Annotated in this window: 14 protein-coding genes; 5 read left to right on the top strand and 9 right to left on the bottom strand. The window is 69.7% G+C overall.

Translation table 11 applies throughout. The features are described from left to right. Positions 1 to 269 precede the first annotated feature (269 nt). The 7 genes from E1202_RS22890 to E1202_RS22860 are packed head-to-tail and all read right to left on the bottom strand — an operon-like array spanning position 270 to position 6,749. Entirely contained in the window at positions 270 to 674 is a 405-nt protein-coding gene (locus E1202_RS22890) for a metal-sulfur cluster assembly factor (RefSeq protein WP_132685186.1), read from the bottom strand. A gap of 31 nt (positions 675 to 705) precedes the next feature. Next, positions 706 to 1,146 (bottom strand): Fe-S cluster assembly sulfur transfer protein SufU, encoded by a 441-nt coding sequence (gene sufU / locus E1202_RS22885; RefSeq protein ID WP_132678062.1) that lies wholly within the window; start codon positions 1,144 to 1,146, stop codon positions 706 to 708. Positions 1,147 to 1,167: 21 nt separating this feature from the next. Next, a complete protein-coding gene (locus tag E1202_RS22880; RefSeq protein ID WP_132685185.1) occupies positions 1,168 to 2,466 on the bottom strand; it encodes a cysteine desulfurase in 1,299 nt (432 codons plus the stop codon). Then, the gene (gene sufC / locus E1202_RS22875; RefSeq protein ID WP_132685184.1) at positions 2,463 to 3,236 is read right to left on the bottom strand and encodes a Fe-S cluster assembly ATPase SufC; all 774 of its coding nucleotides are present in this window, start codon (positions 3,234 to 3,236) and stop codon (positions 2,463 to 2,465) included. Before sufC ends, E1202_RS22880 begins: the two co-directional genes overlap by 4 nt. Positions 3,237 to 3,290: 54 nt before the next feature. After that, positions 3,291 to 4,475: a Fe-S cluster assembly protein SufD gene (gene sufD, locus E1202_RS22870; protein WP_132685183.1), complete on the bottom strand. Its 1,185-nt coding sequence runs from the start codon at positions 4,473 to 4,475 to the stop codon at positions 3,291 to 3,293. A 1-nt stretch (position 4,476) separates the two neighbouring features. Further along, positions 4,477 to 5,934, bottom strand: coding sequence for a Fe-S cluster assembly protein SufB (gene sufB, locus E1202_RS22865; protein ID WP_132678068.1), 1,458 nt, complete (start codon positions 5,932 to 5,934; stop codon positions 4,477 to 4,479). Then, the gene (locus tag E1202_RS22860) at positions 5,931 to 6,749 is read right to left on the bottom strand and encodes a helix-turn-helix transcriptional regulator (protein WP_132685182.1); all 819 of its coding nucleotides are present in this window, start codon (positions 6,747 to 6,749) and stop codon (positions 5,931 to 5,933) included. The genes sufB and E1202_RS22860 overlap by 4 nt, the downstream gene beginning before the upstream one ends. A gap of 85 nt (positions 6,750 to 6,834) precedes the next feature. Here E1202_RS22860 and mptB point away from each other — a divergent pair, with 85 nt between their 5' ends. From mptB to E1202_RS22835, 5 genes are all read left to right on the top strand, one after another. Then, positions 6,835 to 8,412, top strand: a complete 1,578-nt coding sequence (gene mptB / locus E1202_RS22855) for a polyprenol phosphomannose-dependent alpha 1,6 mannosyltransferase MptB (RefSeq protein WP_132685181.1) — start codon at positions 6,835 to 6,837, stop codon at positions 8,410 to 8,412. Positions 8,413 to 8,423: 11 nt separating this feature from the next. Continuing rightward, positions 8,424 to 9,356, top strand: coding sequence for an ABC transporter ATP-binding protein (locus tag E1202_RS22850; protein WP_132685180.1), 933 nt, complete (start codon positions 8,424 to 8,426; stop codon positions 9,354 to 9,356). Between the two features lie 74 nt (positions 9,357 to 9,430). Next, on the top strand, positions 9,431 to 10,147 hold the full coding sequence (locus E1202_RS22845; protein ID WP_132685193.1) for an ABC transporter permease: 717 nt from the start codon (positions 9,431 to 9,433) through the stop codon (positions 10,145 to 10,147). Between the two features lie 111 nt (positions 10,148 to 10,258). Next, the gene (locus tag E1202_RS22840; protein ID WP_132685179.1) at positions 10,259 to 11,104 is read left to right on the top strand and encodes an SCO6745 family protein; all 846 of its coding nucleotides are present in this window, start codon (positions 10,259 to 10,261) and stop codon (positions 11,102 to 11,104) included. Positions 11,105 to 11,166: 62 nt separating this feature from the next. Continuing rightward, on the top strand, positions 11,167 to 12,117 hold the full coding sequence (locus E1202_RS22835; RefSeq protein WP_207918879.1) for a COX15/CtaA family protein: 951 nt from the start codon (positions 11,167 to 11,169) through the stop codon (positions 12,115 to 12,117). 189 nt (positions 12,118 to 12,306) lie between these two features. Here E1202_RS22835 and E1202_RS22830 read toward each other — a convergent pair whose 3' ends face one another. Next, positions 12,307 to 12,810 carry a GbsR/MarR family transcriptional regulator gene (locus E1202_RS22830; RefSeq protein ID WP_235878892.1) on the bottom strand — a complete coding sequence of 168 codons (504 nt, stop codon included), beginning with the start codon at positions 12,808 to 12,810 and terminating at the stop codon, positions 12,307 to 12,309. A gap of 99 nt (positions 12,811 to 12,909) precedes the next feature. Beyond that, positions 12,910 to 13,227, bottom strand: coding sequence for a hypothetical protein (locus E1202_RS22825; protein ID WP_132685178.1), 318 nt, complete (start codon positions 13,225 to 13,227; stop codon positions 12,910 to 12,912). Between the last annotated feature and the right edge of the window lie 9 nt (positions 13,228 to 13,236).

The following is a 13,236-nucleotide window of genomic DNA, read 5'->3' as shown; positions in this document are numbered from 1 at the left end:
ACCCCGAGCAGATGCACTACGGGTACTGAGCGCGAAAGAGGCCCCCGGCACGAATGCCGGGGGCCTCACAACGTCAGGCAAGCGGCGCAGCCGCTTTCTCTTTCACCACCTGGGCAACTGCCATCGCCGCGCGTTCTCAGACGTCTTCTGGGGCGGACAGCCGCAGCGCCGTGCATTGGTCACACACGTCGCGGATCCCGGAGCCAGAAGACGGCTGAGGTCGCGCCACCCGCACCGCCGAACAAGCGGACCACGGGATTCACGAACGATCAGACCGTGAAGCCGAGGGCTCGTAGCTGCTCGCGCCCCTCTTCGGTGATCTTCTCCGGTCCCCACGGCGGCATCCAGACCCAGTTGATCCGGAAGTCCGAGACGAGGCCGCCACCCGGTCCGCCGCACAGGGCGGCGCGGGCCTGGTCCTCGATGACGTCGGTCAGCGGGCAGGCCGCCGAGGTCAGCGTCATGTCCACGGTCGCGGAGTTGTCCTGCTCGACGCGGACGTCGTAGACCAGCCCGAGGTCGACGACGTTGATGCCCAGCTCGGGGTCGACCACGTCGCGGAGGGCCTCTTCGACGTCCTCCAGCTTGGCGACCTCGGCCGCCGGGGCGGCTTGCTCAGGCAGGGCGTCGGCAGTGCGCGCCACGTCGTCCTGCACTTGGGTCTCGTCGCTCACATTGCCTCCTGAAAGTCTGTTGGCACCGAACTCACGCTCGGGAGACCGCGTCCTTGAAGGCCATCCAGCCGAGCAAGGCGCACTTCACGCGCATCGGGTACTTGGCCACGCCGGCGAAGGCGATGCCGTCTTCCAGCACGTCCTCGTCCGGTTCGATCTTGCCTCGGCCGTGCATCAGCTCGCTGAACGCGGCCTCGGTTTCCAGGGCTTCCTTCAACGGCCTGCCGACGACCAGGTCGGTCAGCACCGACACCGCCGCCTGGCTGATCGAGCAGCCCTGTCCCGCGTAGGAGACGTCCTCGACGATGGCGTTCTCGTCCTCGCCGGTCAACCGCACCCGCAGCGTCACCTCGTCCCCGCAGGTCGGGTTGACCTGGAAGGACTCGGCGTCGAACGGCTCCCGCAGCCCGTGCCGGTGCGGGTTGCGGTAGTGGTCCAGGATGATCTCCTGGTACATCTGCTCAAGCTGCATGTCGCGATCCTCGGTCGAAAGTCAGGCAACCCCGAAGAAGCGCTGCGACTCGCGCACCGCATCCACCAACGCCTTGACCTCATCCAGTTCGTTGTACAGGTAGAACGACGCCCGGACGGTCGCGGGAATTCCCATCCGGCGGTGCAGCGGCCAGGCGCAGTGGTGGCCCACCCGGACCTCCACGCCCTGGTCGTCGAGCACCTGGCCGGCGTCGTGCGGGTGCACGCCGTCGATCACGAAGGACACGGCGCCACCGCGGTTCTCGGTGCTGGTGGGTCCGATGATCCGCACGCCCTCGATCGCGCTGAGCTCGCGCAGCGCGGTCTCGGTGAGCTCGTGCTCGTGCGCGGCCACCCGGTCCATGCCCACCGCGTTGAGGTAGTCCACGGCCGCACCGAGCCCGACGACCTGCGAGGTCATCGGCACGCCCGCCTCGAACCGCTGCGGCGGCGGGGCGAACGTGGAGCGCTCCATGTGGACCAGCTCGATCATCGAGCCGCCGCTGATGAACGGCGGCATCGCGTCGAGCAGCTCGCGGCGCCCGTAGAGCACGCCGACCCCGGAGGGGCCGAGCATCTTGTGCCCGGAGAACACCGCGAAGTCCACGCCCATGGCCTTGAAGTCCACGGGTGCGTGCGGCACCGACTGGCACGCGTCGAGCACGACCAGCGCGCCGACCTCGTGGGCGCGGCGGATGACGTCCTCGCCGGTGTTGACGGTGCCCAGCACGTTGGACTGGTGGGTGAAGGCCACGACCTTGGCCCGCTCGGAGATCACCGAGGCGACGTCGGTGGTGTCGAGCCGGCCTTCGTCGGTGACCCCGAACCAGCGCAGCGTGGCGCCGGTGCGCTCGCACAGCTGCTGCCACGGCACCAGGTTGGCGTGGTGCTCCATCTCGGTCACCACGACCTCGTCGCCGGGGCCGAGGCGGAAGCGCTCGGCTTCCGCCCCGGCCGTCGCGGCGTTGCTCATGGCGTAGGCGACGAGGTTCACGCCCTCGGTGGCGTTCTTGGTGAACACCACCTCGTCATCCCCGACGCCGATGAAGTTCGCGATGCGTTCTCGCGCGCCTTCATAGGCGTCCGTGGCCTCCTCGGCCAGCTGGTGCGCGCCGCGGTGCACGGCGGCGTTGGAGGTCTCCAGGAAGGAGCGCTCCGCGTCGAGCACCTGGCGCGGCCGCTGCGAGGTCGCCCCGGAGTCCAGGTAGACCATGCGCTTGCCGTCGCGGATGGTGCGACCCAGGATCGGGAAGTCCGCGCGGATCGATGCCACGTCCAGTGGGGTGCTCGCACCAGTGGTGCGAAGAGGCTGTTGGGTCATGACTGGGCGGCCGCCTCCTTCTTGCCGATGAACCGCACGTAGCCGTTGGTCTCGAGCTCGTCGGCGAGCTCGGCACCGCCGGACTCGACGACCTTGCCGTCGGAGAACACGTGCACGCGGTCCGGGGTGATGTGCTTGAGGATCCGGGTGTAGTGGGTGATCAGCAGAACGCCCTTGTCACCCTTGCCCTTGAAGCGGTTGACGCCGTCGGAGACGACGCGCAGGGCGTCGACGTCCAGACCGGAGTCGGTCTCGTCGAGCACCGCGAACTTCGGGTTGAGCAGGTCCAGCTGCAGGATCTCGTGGCGCTTCTTCTCACCGCCGGAGAAGCCCTCGTTGACGCTGCGCTCGGAGAAGGACGGGTCGATGTCCAGGTCGGACATCGCCTGCTTGACCTCCTTGACCCAGTGCCGGATCTGCGGGGCCTCACCGCGGACGGCGGTGGCGGCGGTGCGCAGGAAGTTCGACATCGACACGCCCGGCACCTCGACCGGGTACTGCATCGCGAGGAACAGGCCCGCGCGGGCGCGCTCGTCGACGGACATCTCCAGGACGTCCTCGCCGTCGAGCAGCACCGTGCCCGAGTCGATCTGGTACTTGGGGTGACCGGCCAGCGCGTAGGCCAGGGTCGACTTGCCGGAGCCGTTGGGCCCCATGATGGCGTGGATCTGACCGGAGTCGATGGTCAGGTTGACGCCCTTGAGGATCGGCTTCGGGCCGTCCTCGGTGAGGACCGAACCGTGCAGGTCCTTGATCTCCAGGGTGGCCATTTCTTCTCGTTCTCCTGGTGTGTGGTGCCGAAAGTCTGGAATCGATCGTGGCGCTCAGGCGCCGACGACAGCGAGCTCTTCCTCGATCTCGGCCTCGAGGCGCTCCCGCACCTCGGGCACGTTGATCTTCTGCAGCAGCTCGCCGAAGAAGCCGCGCACGACCAGGCGGCGGGCCTGGTCCTGCGGGATGCCCCGGGCCTGCAGGTAGAACAGCTGCTCGTCGTCGAACCGGCCGGTGGCGCTGGCGTGGCCGGCTCCCTCGATCTCGCCGGTCTCGATCTCCAGGTTCGGGACCGAGTCGGCCCGCGCACCTTCGGTCAGCACCAGGTTGCGGTTGAGCTCGTAGGTGTCGGTGCCCTCGGCGGCGGCCTGGATGAGCACGTCGCCGATCCACACCGAGTGCGCCGAATCGCCCTGCAGCGCGCCCTTGTAGAGCACGTTGCTGCGGCAGTTGGCCACGCTGTGGTCGACCAGCATGCGGTGTTCCAGGTGCTGGCCCGCGTCGGCGAAGTAGATGCCCAGCAGCTCGGCGTCGCCGCCCTTGTCGGCGTAGTTGACGGTGGTGTTCACGCGCACCAGGTCGCCGCCGAGGGTGACGGCGAAGTGGCGGAACACCGAGTCGCGGCCGAGGGTGGCGTGCTCGGAGCTGACCTGCGTGGCGTCGTCGGCGAAGTCGTGGATGGACACGACCCGCAGCTGCGCGCCGTCGGCGACGACGAACTCGACGTTGTCACCGATCGTGCCCGAGCCCCGGTAGTCGATGACGACCACGGCTTCGGCGAACTGCTCGGCGTGGATCTGCAGGTGGCCGAAGGCGACCTGGTCCGCGCCGGGGCCGTCGACCGTGACGGTGACCGGCCCGTCGAGCTTGGTCTCCTTGGGCACGGTGACCACGGTGGCCTCGGTGAAGGCGCTCCAGGCCTGCGCGGCGACACGGTCGGCGGGCACGCCGCCCTTGCCGATGCGCGCGTCGTCGCGACCCACGGTCTCCACCGTCGCCTCACCGGCGACCTCGATCTTGAGGTTGCCGGTGGCGGTGGCGGAGCCGTCGTGCAGGCCCTTGAGCCGCTTCAGCGGGGTGAACCGCCAGTCCTCCTCGCGACCGCCCGGGACCTCGAAGGCCTCGACGTCGTAGGAGCGGAAGCGCTCCCCGCGGGAGGCCTGCGGAACGACAGGCCCCCCGTGGGAGTGCTCGGCGAGGCCGTGCTGAGCGGCGTCGTCGGTCTTGGTGGTGCTCATCTCAGCCGACGGCCCCTTCCATCTGCAGCTCGATCAGTCGGTTCAGTTCCAGTGCGTACTCCATCGGCAGCTCGCGCGCGATGGGCTCGACGAAGCCGCGGACGATCATCGCCATGGCCTCGTCCTCGGTCAGACCGCGCTGCATCAGGTAGAACAGCTGGTCATCGCTGACCTTGGACACCGTTGCCTCGTGACCCATGGTCACGTCGTCCACGCGGACGTCGACGTAGGGGTAGGTGTCGGAGCGGCTGATGGTGTCGACCAGCAGCGCGTCGCACTTGACGTTCGACGAGGAGTGGTGGGCGCGCTTGGCGACCTTGACCAGACCTCGGTAGGACGTGCGGCCACCACCGCGGGCGATCGACTTGGAGACGATCGTCGAGGAGGTGTGCGGCGCCAGGTGCTCCATCTTCGCGCCGGCGTCCTGGTGCTGGCCCTCGCCGGCGAACGCGACGGACAGGACCTCGCCCTTGGCGTGCTCGCCCATCAGGAACACCGAGGGGTACTTCATGGTGACCTTGGAGCCGAGGTTGCCGTCGACCCACTCCATGGTCGCGCCCTCTTCGGCCTTGGCGCGCTTGGTCACCAGGTTGTAGACGTTGTTCGACCAGTTCTGGATCGTCGTGTAGCGGCAGCGGCCGCCCTTCTTGACGATGATCTCCACGACCGCCGAGTGCAGCGAGTCGCTGGAGTAGATCGGAGCGGTGCAGCCCTCGACGTAGTGCACGTAGGCACCCTCGTCGACGATGATCAGCGTCCGCTCGAACTGGCCCATGTTCTCGGTGTTGATCCGGAAGTAGGCCTGCAGCGGGATGTCGACGTGCACGCCCGGCGGCACGTAGATGAAGGAGCCACCCGACCACACGGCGGTGTTCAGCGCGGAGAACTTGTTGTCGCCGGCCGGGATGACCGAGCCGAAGTACTCCTTGAAGATCTCCGGGTGCTCGCGCAGGGCCGTGTCGGTGTCCAGGAACAGCACGCCCTGGGCCTCCAGGTCCTCGCGGATCTGGTGGTAGACGACCTCGGACTCGTACTGCGCGGCGACACCGGCGACCAGCCGCTGCTTCTCCGCTTCCGGGATGCCCAGCTTGTCGTAGGTGTTCTTGATGTCCTCGGGCAGGTCTTCCCAGGTCTGGGCCTGCTGCTCGGTGGACCGCACGAAGTACTTGATGTTGTCGAAGTCGATGCCCGACAGGTCCGCGCCCCAGTTCGGCATGGGCTTGCGGTCGAACAGCTTCAGGGCCTTCATGCGAGTCTCGAGCATCCACTCGGGCTCGCTCTTCTTGTCCGAGATGTCGCGGACGACGTCCTCGGACAGACCTCGCTTGGCGGTTGCGCCCGCGACGTCGTTGTCGGCCCAGCCGTATTCGTAGCTGCCCAGCGTCGCCAGGGTTTCTTCCTGGGTGAGCTGACCAGAACCGTCGGTGGTGGGATTGCGCTGCTCCGCAGCGGCAGTCATACGGACTCCCCTCCAGCAGGAATCGGGGCGGTGCTCTGCCGGTCCTTCGGGACCGAACCGGCAGAGGTCTGTTCGGAGTCCGGGCTCTGGCCCGGATCCGTCAACCGCGCGGTTGGTACGTGCGTGGTGCAGGCCGCATCACCGTTCGCGATCGTGGCCAGCCGCTGCACGTGGGTGCCGAGTACTTCGGCGAACGCCGCCGTCTCGGCTTCGCACAGCTGCGGGAAGTCCGCAGCCACGTGCGCCACCGGGCAGTGGTGTTGGCAGAGCTGCTCGCCGCTTCCGACGCTGCGCGCCGAGGCAGCGTAGCCCTCCCGGGTGAGCGCGTCGGCCAGTACCTCCGCGCGCTCGGCCGGGGTCCGAGCGGCTACGAGAGCGTCGCGGTGATGGGCCACGAGGGCAGCCATCCTCCGCTCGGCGAACTCGCGCACCGCTTGTTCCCCTTCGTGTTCGGCGATGAACCGCAGTGCCGCCACCGCCAGGTCGTCGTAGGCGTGCCCGAACCTCGCCCTGCCCGACTCGGTGAGCAGGTAGAGCTTGGCCGGTCGGCCACGACCCCGACGGCCGCGCGGAGAGGACTCCCGGGTGTAGGCCTCGCCCTCGGCGACCAGCACGTCCAAGTGCCGGCGCACCGCGGTGGGGCTGACCCCGAGTTCTTCGGCCACCGCAGCAGCGGTGATCGGCCCCCGTTCCAGCAGCAACCGCGCAACCGTGTGACGGGTCCGGCCGTCGCCTTGCGCAGCCGTGCCGAGATGGCCCGCAGGCCCCGTCTCGGTGGCGGCTGCGGTCGGCTTCGACGTCCCGACCTTTTTCACAACACGAATGTTACCTATTTCGATCGCAGGCACCAGGGCGCGGGGCGGGCACGTGACCTGACTCACGCGATTAGGCTTCCTCCTCGTGGCTGCAGGCGAAACGACGAACCAGGCGGCGTTGCTCCCCGGGTCGGACTCCTCCGAACGGACCAGCACGTTGCCGATCGACCATGCCGAACGGAGGCAGCTCGACCACATCCGTCGCTTCGGCACCACCGGATCCCTGATCCTGGCCGCCGGAGCGTTCGGCGCAGGCGCCAACCCGGTGATCAACCCGCTCTACGGCGCCCGCCTGCTCGGCCTGCTCACCCGGATGCCCACGGTGGCGATGGCCATCTGCTGGCTCGGGATGCTGATGATCGTCGCCGCCTGGCTGTGGCTGGGGCGGCTGTGCCTGCCCGGACGCGAACGCATCCTCACCGTCGGCCAGCTGGCGCGCACCGCCGCGATGTGGGCCCTGCCGCTGGCGCTGTGCCCACCGCTGTTCAGCACCGACATGTACAGCTACCTCGCGCAGAGCGAGGTGGCCGCGCGCGGCCTGAACCCGTACCTGGTCAGCCCGGCCATCGGCTTGGGCGTGGACCACCCGTTCACCAGCAACGTGCCCAACATCTGGCGCGACACCCCGTCGCCCTACGGGCCGCTGTTCCTGATGTTCGGGCAGGTCATCTCGCGGATCATCGGCGACAACGTGATCTTCGGCGTGCTGCTGTGGCGCGTGGTGATGCTGTGCGGCCTGGCGATGGCGATCTGGGCGATCCCCCGCCTGGCCCGCCGCTGCGGCGTGCACCCGGCCGCCGCGCTGTGGCTCAGCGTGGCCAACCCGATCGTGCTGTTCCACGTGATCAGCGGCATGCACAACGAGGCGCTGATGGTCGGCATCATGCTGACCGCCATCGAGCTGGGCCTGCGCTTCCAGACGATCCCGGGGACCGTCGCCGCCGGTGTGCTGCTGACCATCGCCGGGGCGATCAAACCGCCGGGCTGGATCGCGCTCGGCTTCTTCGGCATCTGCCTGGTGCTGCTGCAGGGCGGCCGATGGCGCGACCTGTTCCGCATCGGCGGCCTGCTCGGTGCGGTGTTCCTCGCGACCATGACCGTGATCACCGTGGGCAGCGGCTGGGGCCTGGGCTGGATCGACACCTTCGACGTGCCCAACCGGGTCAAGACCTTCATGGCACCGCTGACCGCGTTCGGCATGACCGGCGGCGGGGTGTCCACGCTGCTGGGACTGGGCAACCAGACCGACGCGATGCTGGCCATCACCAAGATCATCGGCTACGTGATCGTGGCCGGGGTGTGCCTGTGGATGCTGTGGCTGTCCTTCCGCGGCCGCATCCAGCCGCTGGTGGCCATGGGCGCGACGTTCCTCACCCTGGCGCTGGCGGTGCCGGTGCTGTGGCCCTGGTACCTGCTGTGGTCGGTGGTGCCGCTGGCGCTGTCGACCAACAGCTCCCGGTTCCGCGTCACCGCGACGGTGATCTGCGCTGCGGTGTCGCTGCTGATCCCGCCCACCGGCGCCGGATTCGTGCTGCGCGCCTACCAGATCCCGCTCGCCGTGATCGCCGCGCTCATCGCCTTCGCGATCACGGTCGTGCTGGTGAGGAAGCGCATGCCCGCCCTCTGGCCCACCCTCGGCCGTGTTCGGCCCGTCACGCAATAGGCTGTGAATCCGTGAGCAACGAGAGTCCGGCCGTCCTGCTGCGCGGGCTGGAGAAGCGCTTCGGGGACACCACCGCGGTCGCCGGCCTCGACCTGTGCCTGCCGCGCGGCAGCGTGCTCGCGCTGCTGGGCCCCAACGGCGCGGGCAAGACCACCACGGTGGAGATCTGCGAGGGCTTCCAGCGCCCCGATCGCGGCGAGGTCCGCGTCCTGGGCCTCGACCCGCGCACCCAGGGCGAGCAGCTGCGCCCCCGCATCGGCGTGATGCCGCAGGGCGGCGGCGCCTACCCGGGCGTGCGCACCGAGGAGATGCTGCACCTCGTCGCCGCGTGCACCGCCGACCCGATCGATCCGGCCTGGCTGCTGGAGGTGCTCGGGCTGGAATCGGTGCGCCGGACCTCCTACAAGCGGCTCTCCGGTGGCCAGCAGCAGCGCCTGTCCCTGGCCTGCGCGCTCATCGGCAGGCCGGAGCTGGTGTTCCTCGACGAGCCGACCGCCGGGCTGGACCCGCAGGCCCGCCGCATGGTGTGGGACCTGGTCGCGGCGCTGCGCCGGGACGGCGTGAGCGTGCTGCTGACCACGCACCTGATGGACGAGGCCGAAGCGCTGGCCGACCGGGTGGTGATCGTCGATCACGGCCGCGCGGTCGCCGACGGCACCGCCGAAGAGCTCACCGCACCCGCCGACGGCAAGCAGGAGCTGCGGTTCCGCTCGCAGACGGCGCTGGACCTGGACCTGCTGCTGGCCGCGCTGCCCGAGGGCTACAACGCCGAGGAGCTGCGGCCCGGCGACTACGTGGTGCGCGGCGAGATCAACCCGCAGGTGGTCTCCACGGTGACCGCCTGGTGCGCCCAGCACAGCGTGCTGGCCCAGGAGCTGCGGGTGACCCGCCGCAGCCTGGAGGACGTCTTCCTGGACCTGACCGGACGGGAGCTTCGATCGTGACCGCCGCCGAACTCGGTGACCGGTTCCCCGCCGGAACCTTCGCCCCCTCCCCCGGCCGCGGCAGGCCGCTGCGGATGCTGGCCGCCCAGACCCGCATCGAGACGCTGCTGATCGTCCGGCACGGCGAGCAGGCCCTGCTGACGCTGCTCATCCCGATCGCCCTGCTCATCGGCATGAGCACGATCCACATCGGCGACCTGCCCGAACCCCGGGTCAACTCGGTGATGCCGAGGATCCTGGCGTTGGCGGTGATGTCCACGGCGTTCACCGGCCAGGCCATCGCGCTGGGCTTCGACCGCCGCTACGGCGTGCTCAAGCGGCTCTCGGCGACGGCCCTGCCGCGCTGGACGCTCATCTCCGGCCGGGTGCTGGCCACGCTGCTGGTCGTGGCGCTGCAGGCCGTGGTGCTGAGCGCGACCGCGCCGTTCCTGGGCTGGTCACCGGCCCTGACCGGGCTGCTGCCCGGCATCGGGCTGCTGGTGCTGGGCACGCTCGCCTTCGGCGCGGCCGGTGTGCTGGTCGGCGGTGCGCTGCGCCCGGAGATCGTGCTGGCGCTGGCCAACGCGATCTGGTTCGTGCTGCTGCTGGCCGGGGGCCTGGCGCTGCCCGCCGACGACCTGCCCGGTCCGCTGTCCGTCATCGCCGGGTTCCTGCCCTCGGGCGCGCTCGCCGAGGCGCTCGACGCCGTCCTGGTCCACAGCGCCCTGCCAGGCGCGCAGCCGATCCTGGTCCTGCTCGCCTGGGGCCTCGCCTGCGGAGCGACGGCGCTCCGCACGACCCGGCTGACCTGAGGCGACCCGGAGGGGCGCCCGCGGCGCCGCGCACCCGACGCTCGGGGAGCCGGAGTTCGCCACCGGCACCGCTGGGCGGAAAGGCCCGCTGTTCCTTCTAAAGTGGCGGGCATGACGAAGATCGCTCGGTATGCCAAGGCATCCCTCGAACTGCTCCACGCGATGATCTACTTCGCCCCGGAGGCCGAAGACCGCTTCACCAAGCTCGGCCTCAAGCCCGGCCGGATGAGCTACTACGCGGGACGTTCCGCCGCGATGGGTCCGGTCGGCGCCGGTGTGGTGGCCGCGACCTTCTACAACTTCAACCCGGTCTCGGTCGCCAAGTCGATCCCGGCCGCCTGGGACATCGTCTCCCCCGCCGAGGTGCTCGACGCCCGCCTGGACGCCGTGGACGCGGCGTACCACCGGCTGCTCGGCGACGAGGTGCTGGCGTCCGAGGACGTCGTGGAGTGCGCGGAGCTGGCGCGCATCGCATCCGAGGCATGCCTCCCGGACGGCAAGCCGCTCTACGCCGCGCACGCCGACCTGGACTGGCCGGAGACCCCGCACCTGAAGCTGTGGCACGCGATCACGCTGCTGCGCGAGTTCCGCGGCGACGGCCACATCGCCGCTCTGCAGCAGGCGGGCATCTCCGGCATCCAGTCGCTGGTGCTGCACAGCACCACGCGCGGCGGGTTCACCCCGGAGGCCGCCCGCACGCTGCGCGAGTGGTCGGAGCAGGAGTGGGCCGAGGCCGGCGAGCAGCTGCGGGAGCGCGGGCTGATCGACGCCGACGGCGAGCTCACCGAGGAGGGCAAGCAGTTCCGCGAGTCCATCGAGCTCCGCACCGACGAGATGGCCCTGGCCCCGTGGCAGCACCTCGGCGAGGAGCGCACCGCGATCCTGGTCGAGAAGGGCGGCAAGCTCAGCAAGGCCCTCGTCGAAGCAGGAGCCCTGCCTGCCGGGCTGTTCAAGTGATCGAGCTTTCACAGGCGTGACCTGCGGGCGGGTCGATCCGAGGCGCGGAATACCATTCGGTTGTGGCGCTACCTACTTGGATCTCCCGCCCGTCACCGCGCACCGTGCGGATCCTCGCGATCGCCGTGCTGGTGACGCAGGCACTGATCTCGGTGACCGGTGCGACCGTCCGCGTGACGGGCTCCGGACTGGGATGTCCGACCTGGCCGCAGTGCTTCCCGGGCAGCATGGTCCCGATGCCGCACGCGGAGGTCGCCGTCCTGCACCAGGTGATCGAGTTCGGCAACCGGCTGCTGACCGGTGTCGTCGGCTTCATCGCCCTGGCCTGCCTGGTGGCCGCCTGGCGCTGCCGCCCCCACCGCAAGCGCCTGGTGCTGCTGGCGCTGATCATGCCGCTGGGCGTGGTCGCGCAGGCGATCATCGGCGGCCTGACGGTGCTGGTGAACCTGGCCTGGTGGAGCGTCTCGGTGCACTTCATGGCCTCGGCGGTCCTGATCTGGCTGGCCGCGATGCTGGTCAAGGCCACCACCGAGGGCGATCGGGCCCCGCTGGCCGTGGTCACCAGGCCGATGCGCCGCCTTCTGGTGGCGTTGGTCGTGGTCACCGCCGCGGTGCTGGTGGCCGGAACGCTGGTGACCGCCGCCGGTCCGCACGCGGGTGATCCGGACACGCCTCGCCTGGGCTTCGCCGTGGCCACCCTGGTGCAGCTGCACGGCCTGCTGGTGATGGCCTACGTGCTGCTGCTGGCGGTCTTCGGCGTGTGGTTGCGCTCGGCGCGGCCCACCAAGGCGCTGATCAAGGCCTACGTCGCGGCGTGCGCGATGGTCCTCGTCCAGGGCGCGATCGGCTCGGTCCAGTACTTCCTGGGCGTTCCGGAGGTCCTGGTCGTGCTGCACGTCGCCGCCGCCACCTGCGTGATCATCACGACGGCGATCCTCTGGACCGAATCCCGCAACCGAGGCCCCCTCCCCCACCCCGAGGTCGCCGAACCCCAGCACTCCGTGGCGGTCTAGGAGCATGCGGCGGAGCCGCATCCTCTTTCACCACCCTGGCAGCCGGCACCGCCGCGGGTTCTGAGCGGTTTCGCGGCGAGTACGCCGCGACACCGTGTATTGGCATACATCGGGAGTGGCGCACGGAGTCCGCGGAAGCGCTCAGGTTCCGCTACCCGCACCGCCAAGCAGAGCGACCCCCACCATCGCCTAGAACTTCAGCTTGGGCTTGCCCTCTCTTTCCCAGCGCCGCCAGAGCTCCGGCATCTCCCCGGAGAGCCACTTGTAGAACTCGTTGACGGTGCGCAGGCGGCGGGCTCGTTCGCCCTGGCCGCTGAACATGCGCAGGCCGGTGGCGGTGAGCTCTTCGAGGTCGGTGACCCGCTCCATGCGCTGGCGCACGAGCGCCGGCCAGCGGTCCTCCTCGACCTGGTAGAGGGCGGCTTCCCGACCTTGGCGGGTGGTCTTGGAGATCACGCCGAGGCGCATCAGCAGGCGGACGTTGGTGCTGATCGATCCGGTGCTGGCGGCCAGGGCGTGGGAGAGCTCGTTGGCGGTGCGCTCCGGCGGGTCGCAGATCAGCAGGAACGCCAGGATGCGGCCGGCGATGAGCGGCATGCCCTCGGTCGCTTCGAAGTGGGCCGCCATCTGCTCGATCCACTCCGACATGGCGGGCCGGTCGGTGCGCTGCAGGTATTCGTCGGCCTCGGACACGCCGCCTCCCTCTAGATCGAGTTCAGTATCCGCTGAAAACATAAACCACAGCGAACGACTCGACCAGCCGGTAGCGGCGGCGTGTCCGGAAGTACCAGGTCAGCCGGCGTTCCGCCCGGACATCTTGCGGCGGTGGGCGGCGCCGATCTTCAGGGCCGCGGTGGTCTCGGAGTCCCACTCGTGGGCGGTGAGACCGTCGACGGCCTCCACCAGGGCCTCGCCGACGGCGGGGCTGGTGACCATGACGTCGCCGAGGCGGCCGTCCTCGCCGATCAGCACCACCCGGGCGCCGGCACGGCCGATGTTCTCCACCACCGCGCGAGCCGACCCACCGTGGTCGGCGACGAACGCCTTGGCCACGGACAGGGCCTTCGGGGTCGGCGCGGTGCTCTGCTCGGTGTCCTTCTCGGCTGTCATGCCGGGATC

The sequence above is a fragment of the Saccharopolyspora karakumensis genome, assembly GCF_004349225.1.
GTDB lineage: Bacteria > Actinomycetota > Actinomycetes > Mycobacteriales > Pseudonocardiaceae > Saccharopolyspora > Saccharopolyspora endophytica.
This window is presented reverse-complemented; position numbering and strand designations above follow the sequence as displayed.

Excerpts from the sequence above, each read along its gene's own strand:
- sufU (WP_132678062.1), bottom strand. The coding sequence starts at position 1,146 with ATGCAGCTTGAGCAGATGTACCAGGAGATCATCCTGGACCACTACCGC.
- sufD (WP_132685183.1), bottom strand. The coding sequence starts at position 4,475 with ATGAGCACCACCAAGACCGACGACGCCGCTCAGCACGGCCTCGCCGAG.
- sufB (WP_132678068.1), bottom strand. The coding sequence starts at position 5,934 with ATGACTGCCGCTGCGGAGCAGCGCAATCCCACCACCGACGGTTCTGGT.
- E1202_RS22825 (WP_132685178.1), bottom strand. The coding sequence starts at position 13,227 with ATGACAGCCGAGAAGGACACCGAGCAGAGCACCGCGCCGACCCCGAAG.
- sufC (WP_132685184.1), bottom strand. The coding sequence starts at position 3,236 with ATGGCCACCCTGGAGATCAAGGACCTGCACGGTTCGGTCCTCACCGAG.
- E1202_RS22840 (WP_132685179.1), top strand. The coding sequence starts at position 10,259 with ATGACGAAGATCGCTCGGTATGCCAAGGCATCCCTCGAACTGCTCCAC.
- E1202_RS22880 (WP_132685185.1), bottom strand. The coding sequence starts at position 2,466 with ATGACCCAACAGCCTCTTCGCACCACTGGTGCGAGCACCCCACTGGAC.
- E1202_RS22845 (WP_132685193.1), top strand. The coding sequence starts at position 9,431 with ATGCTGGCCGCCCAGACCCGCATCGAGACGCTGCTGATCGTCCGGCAC.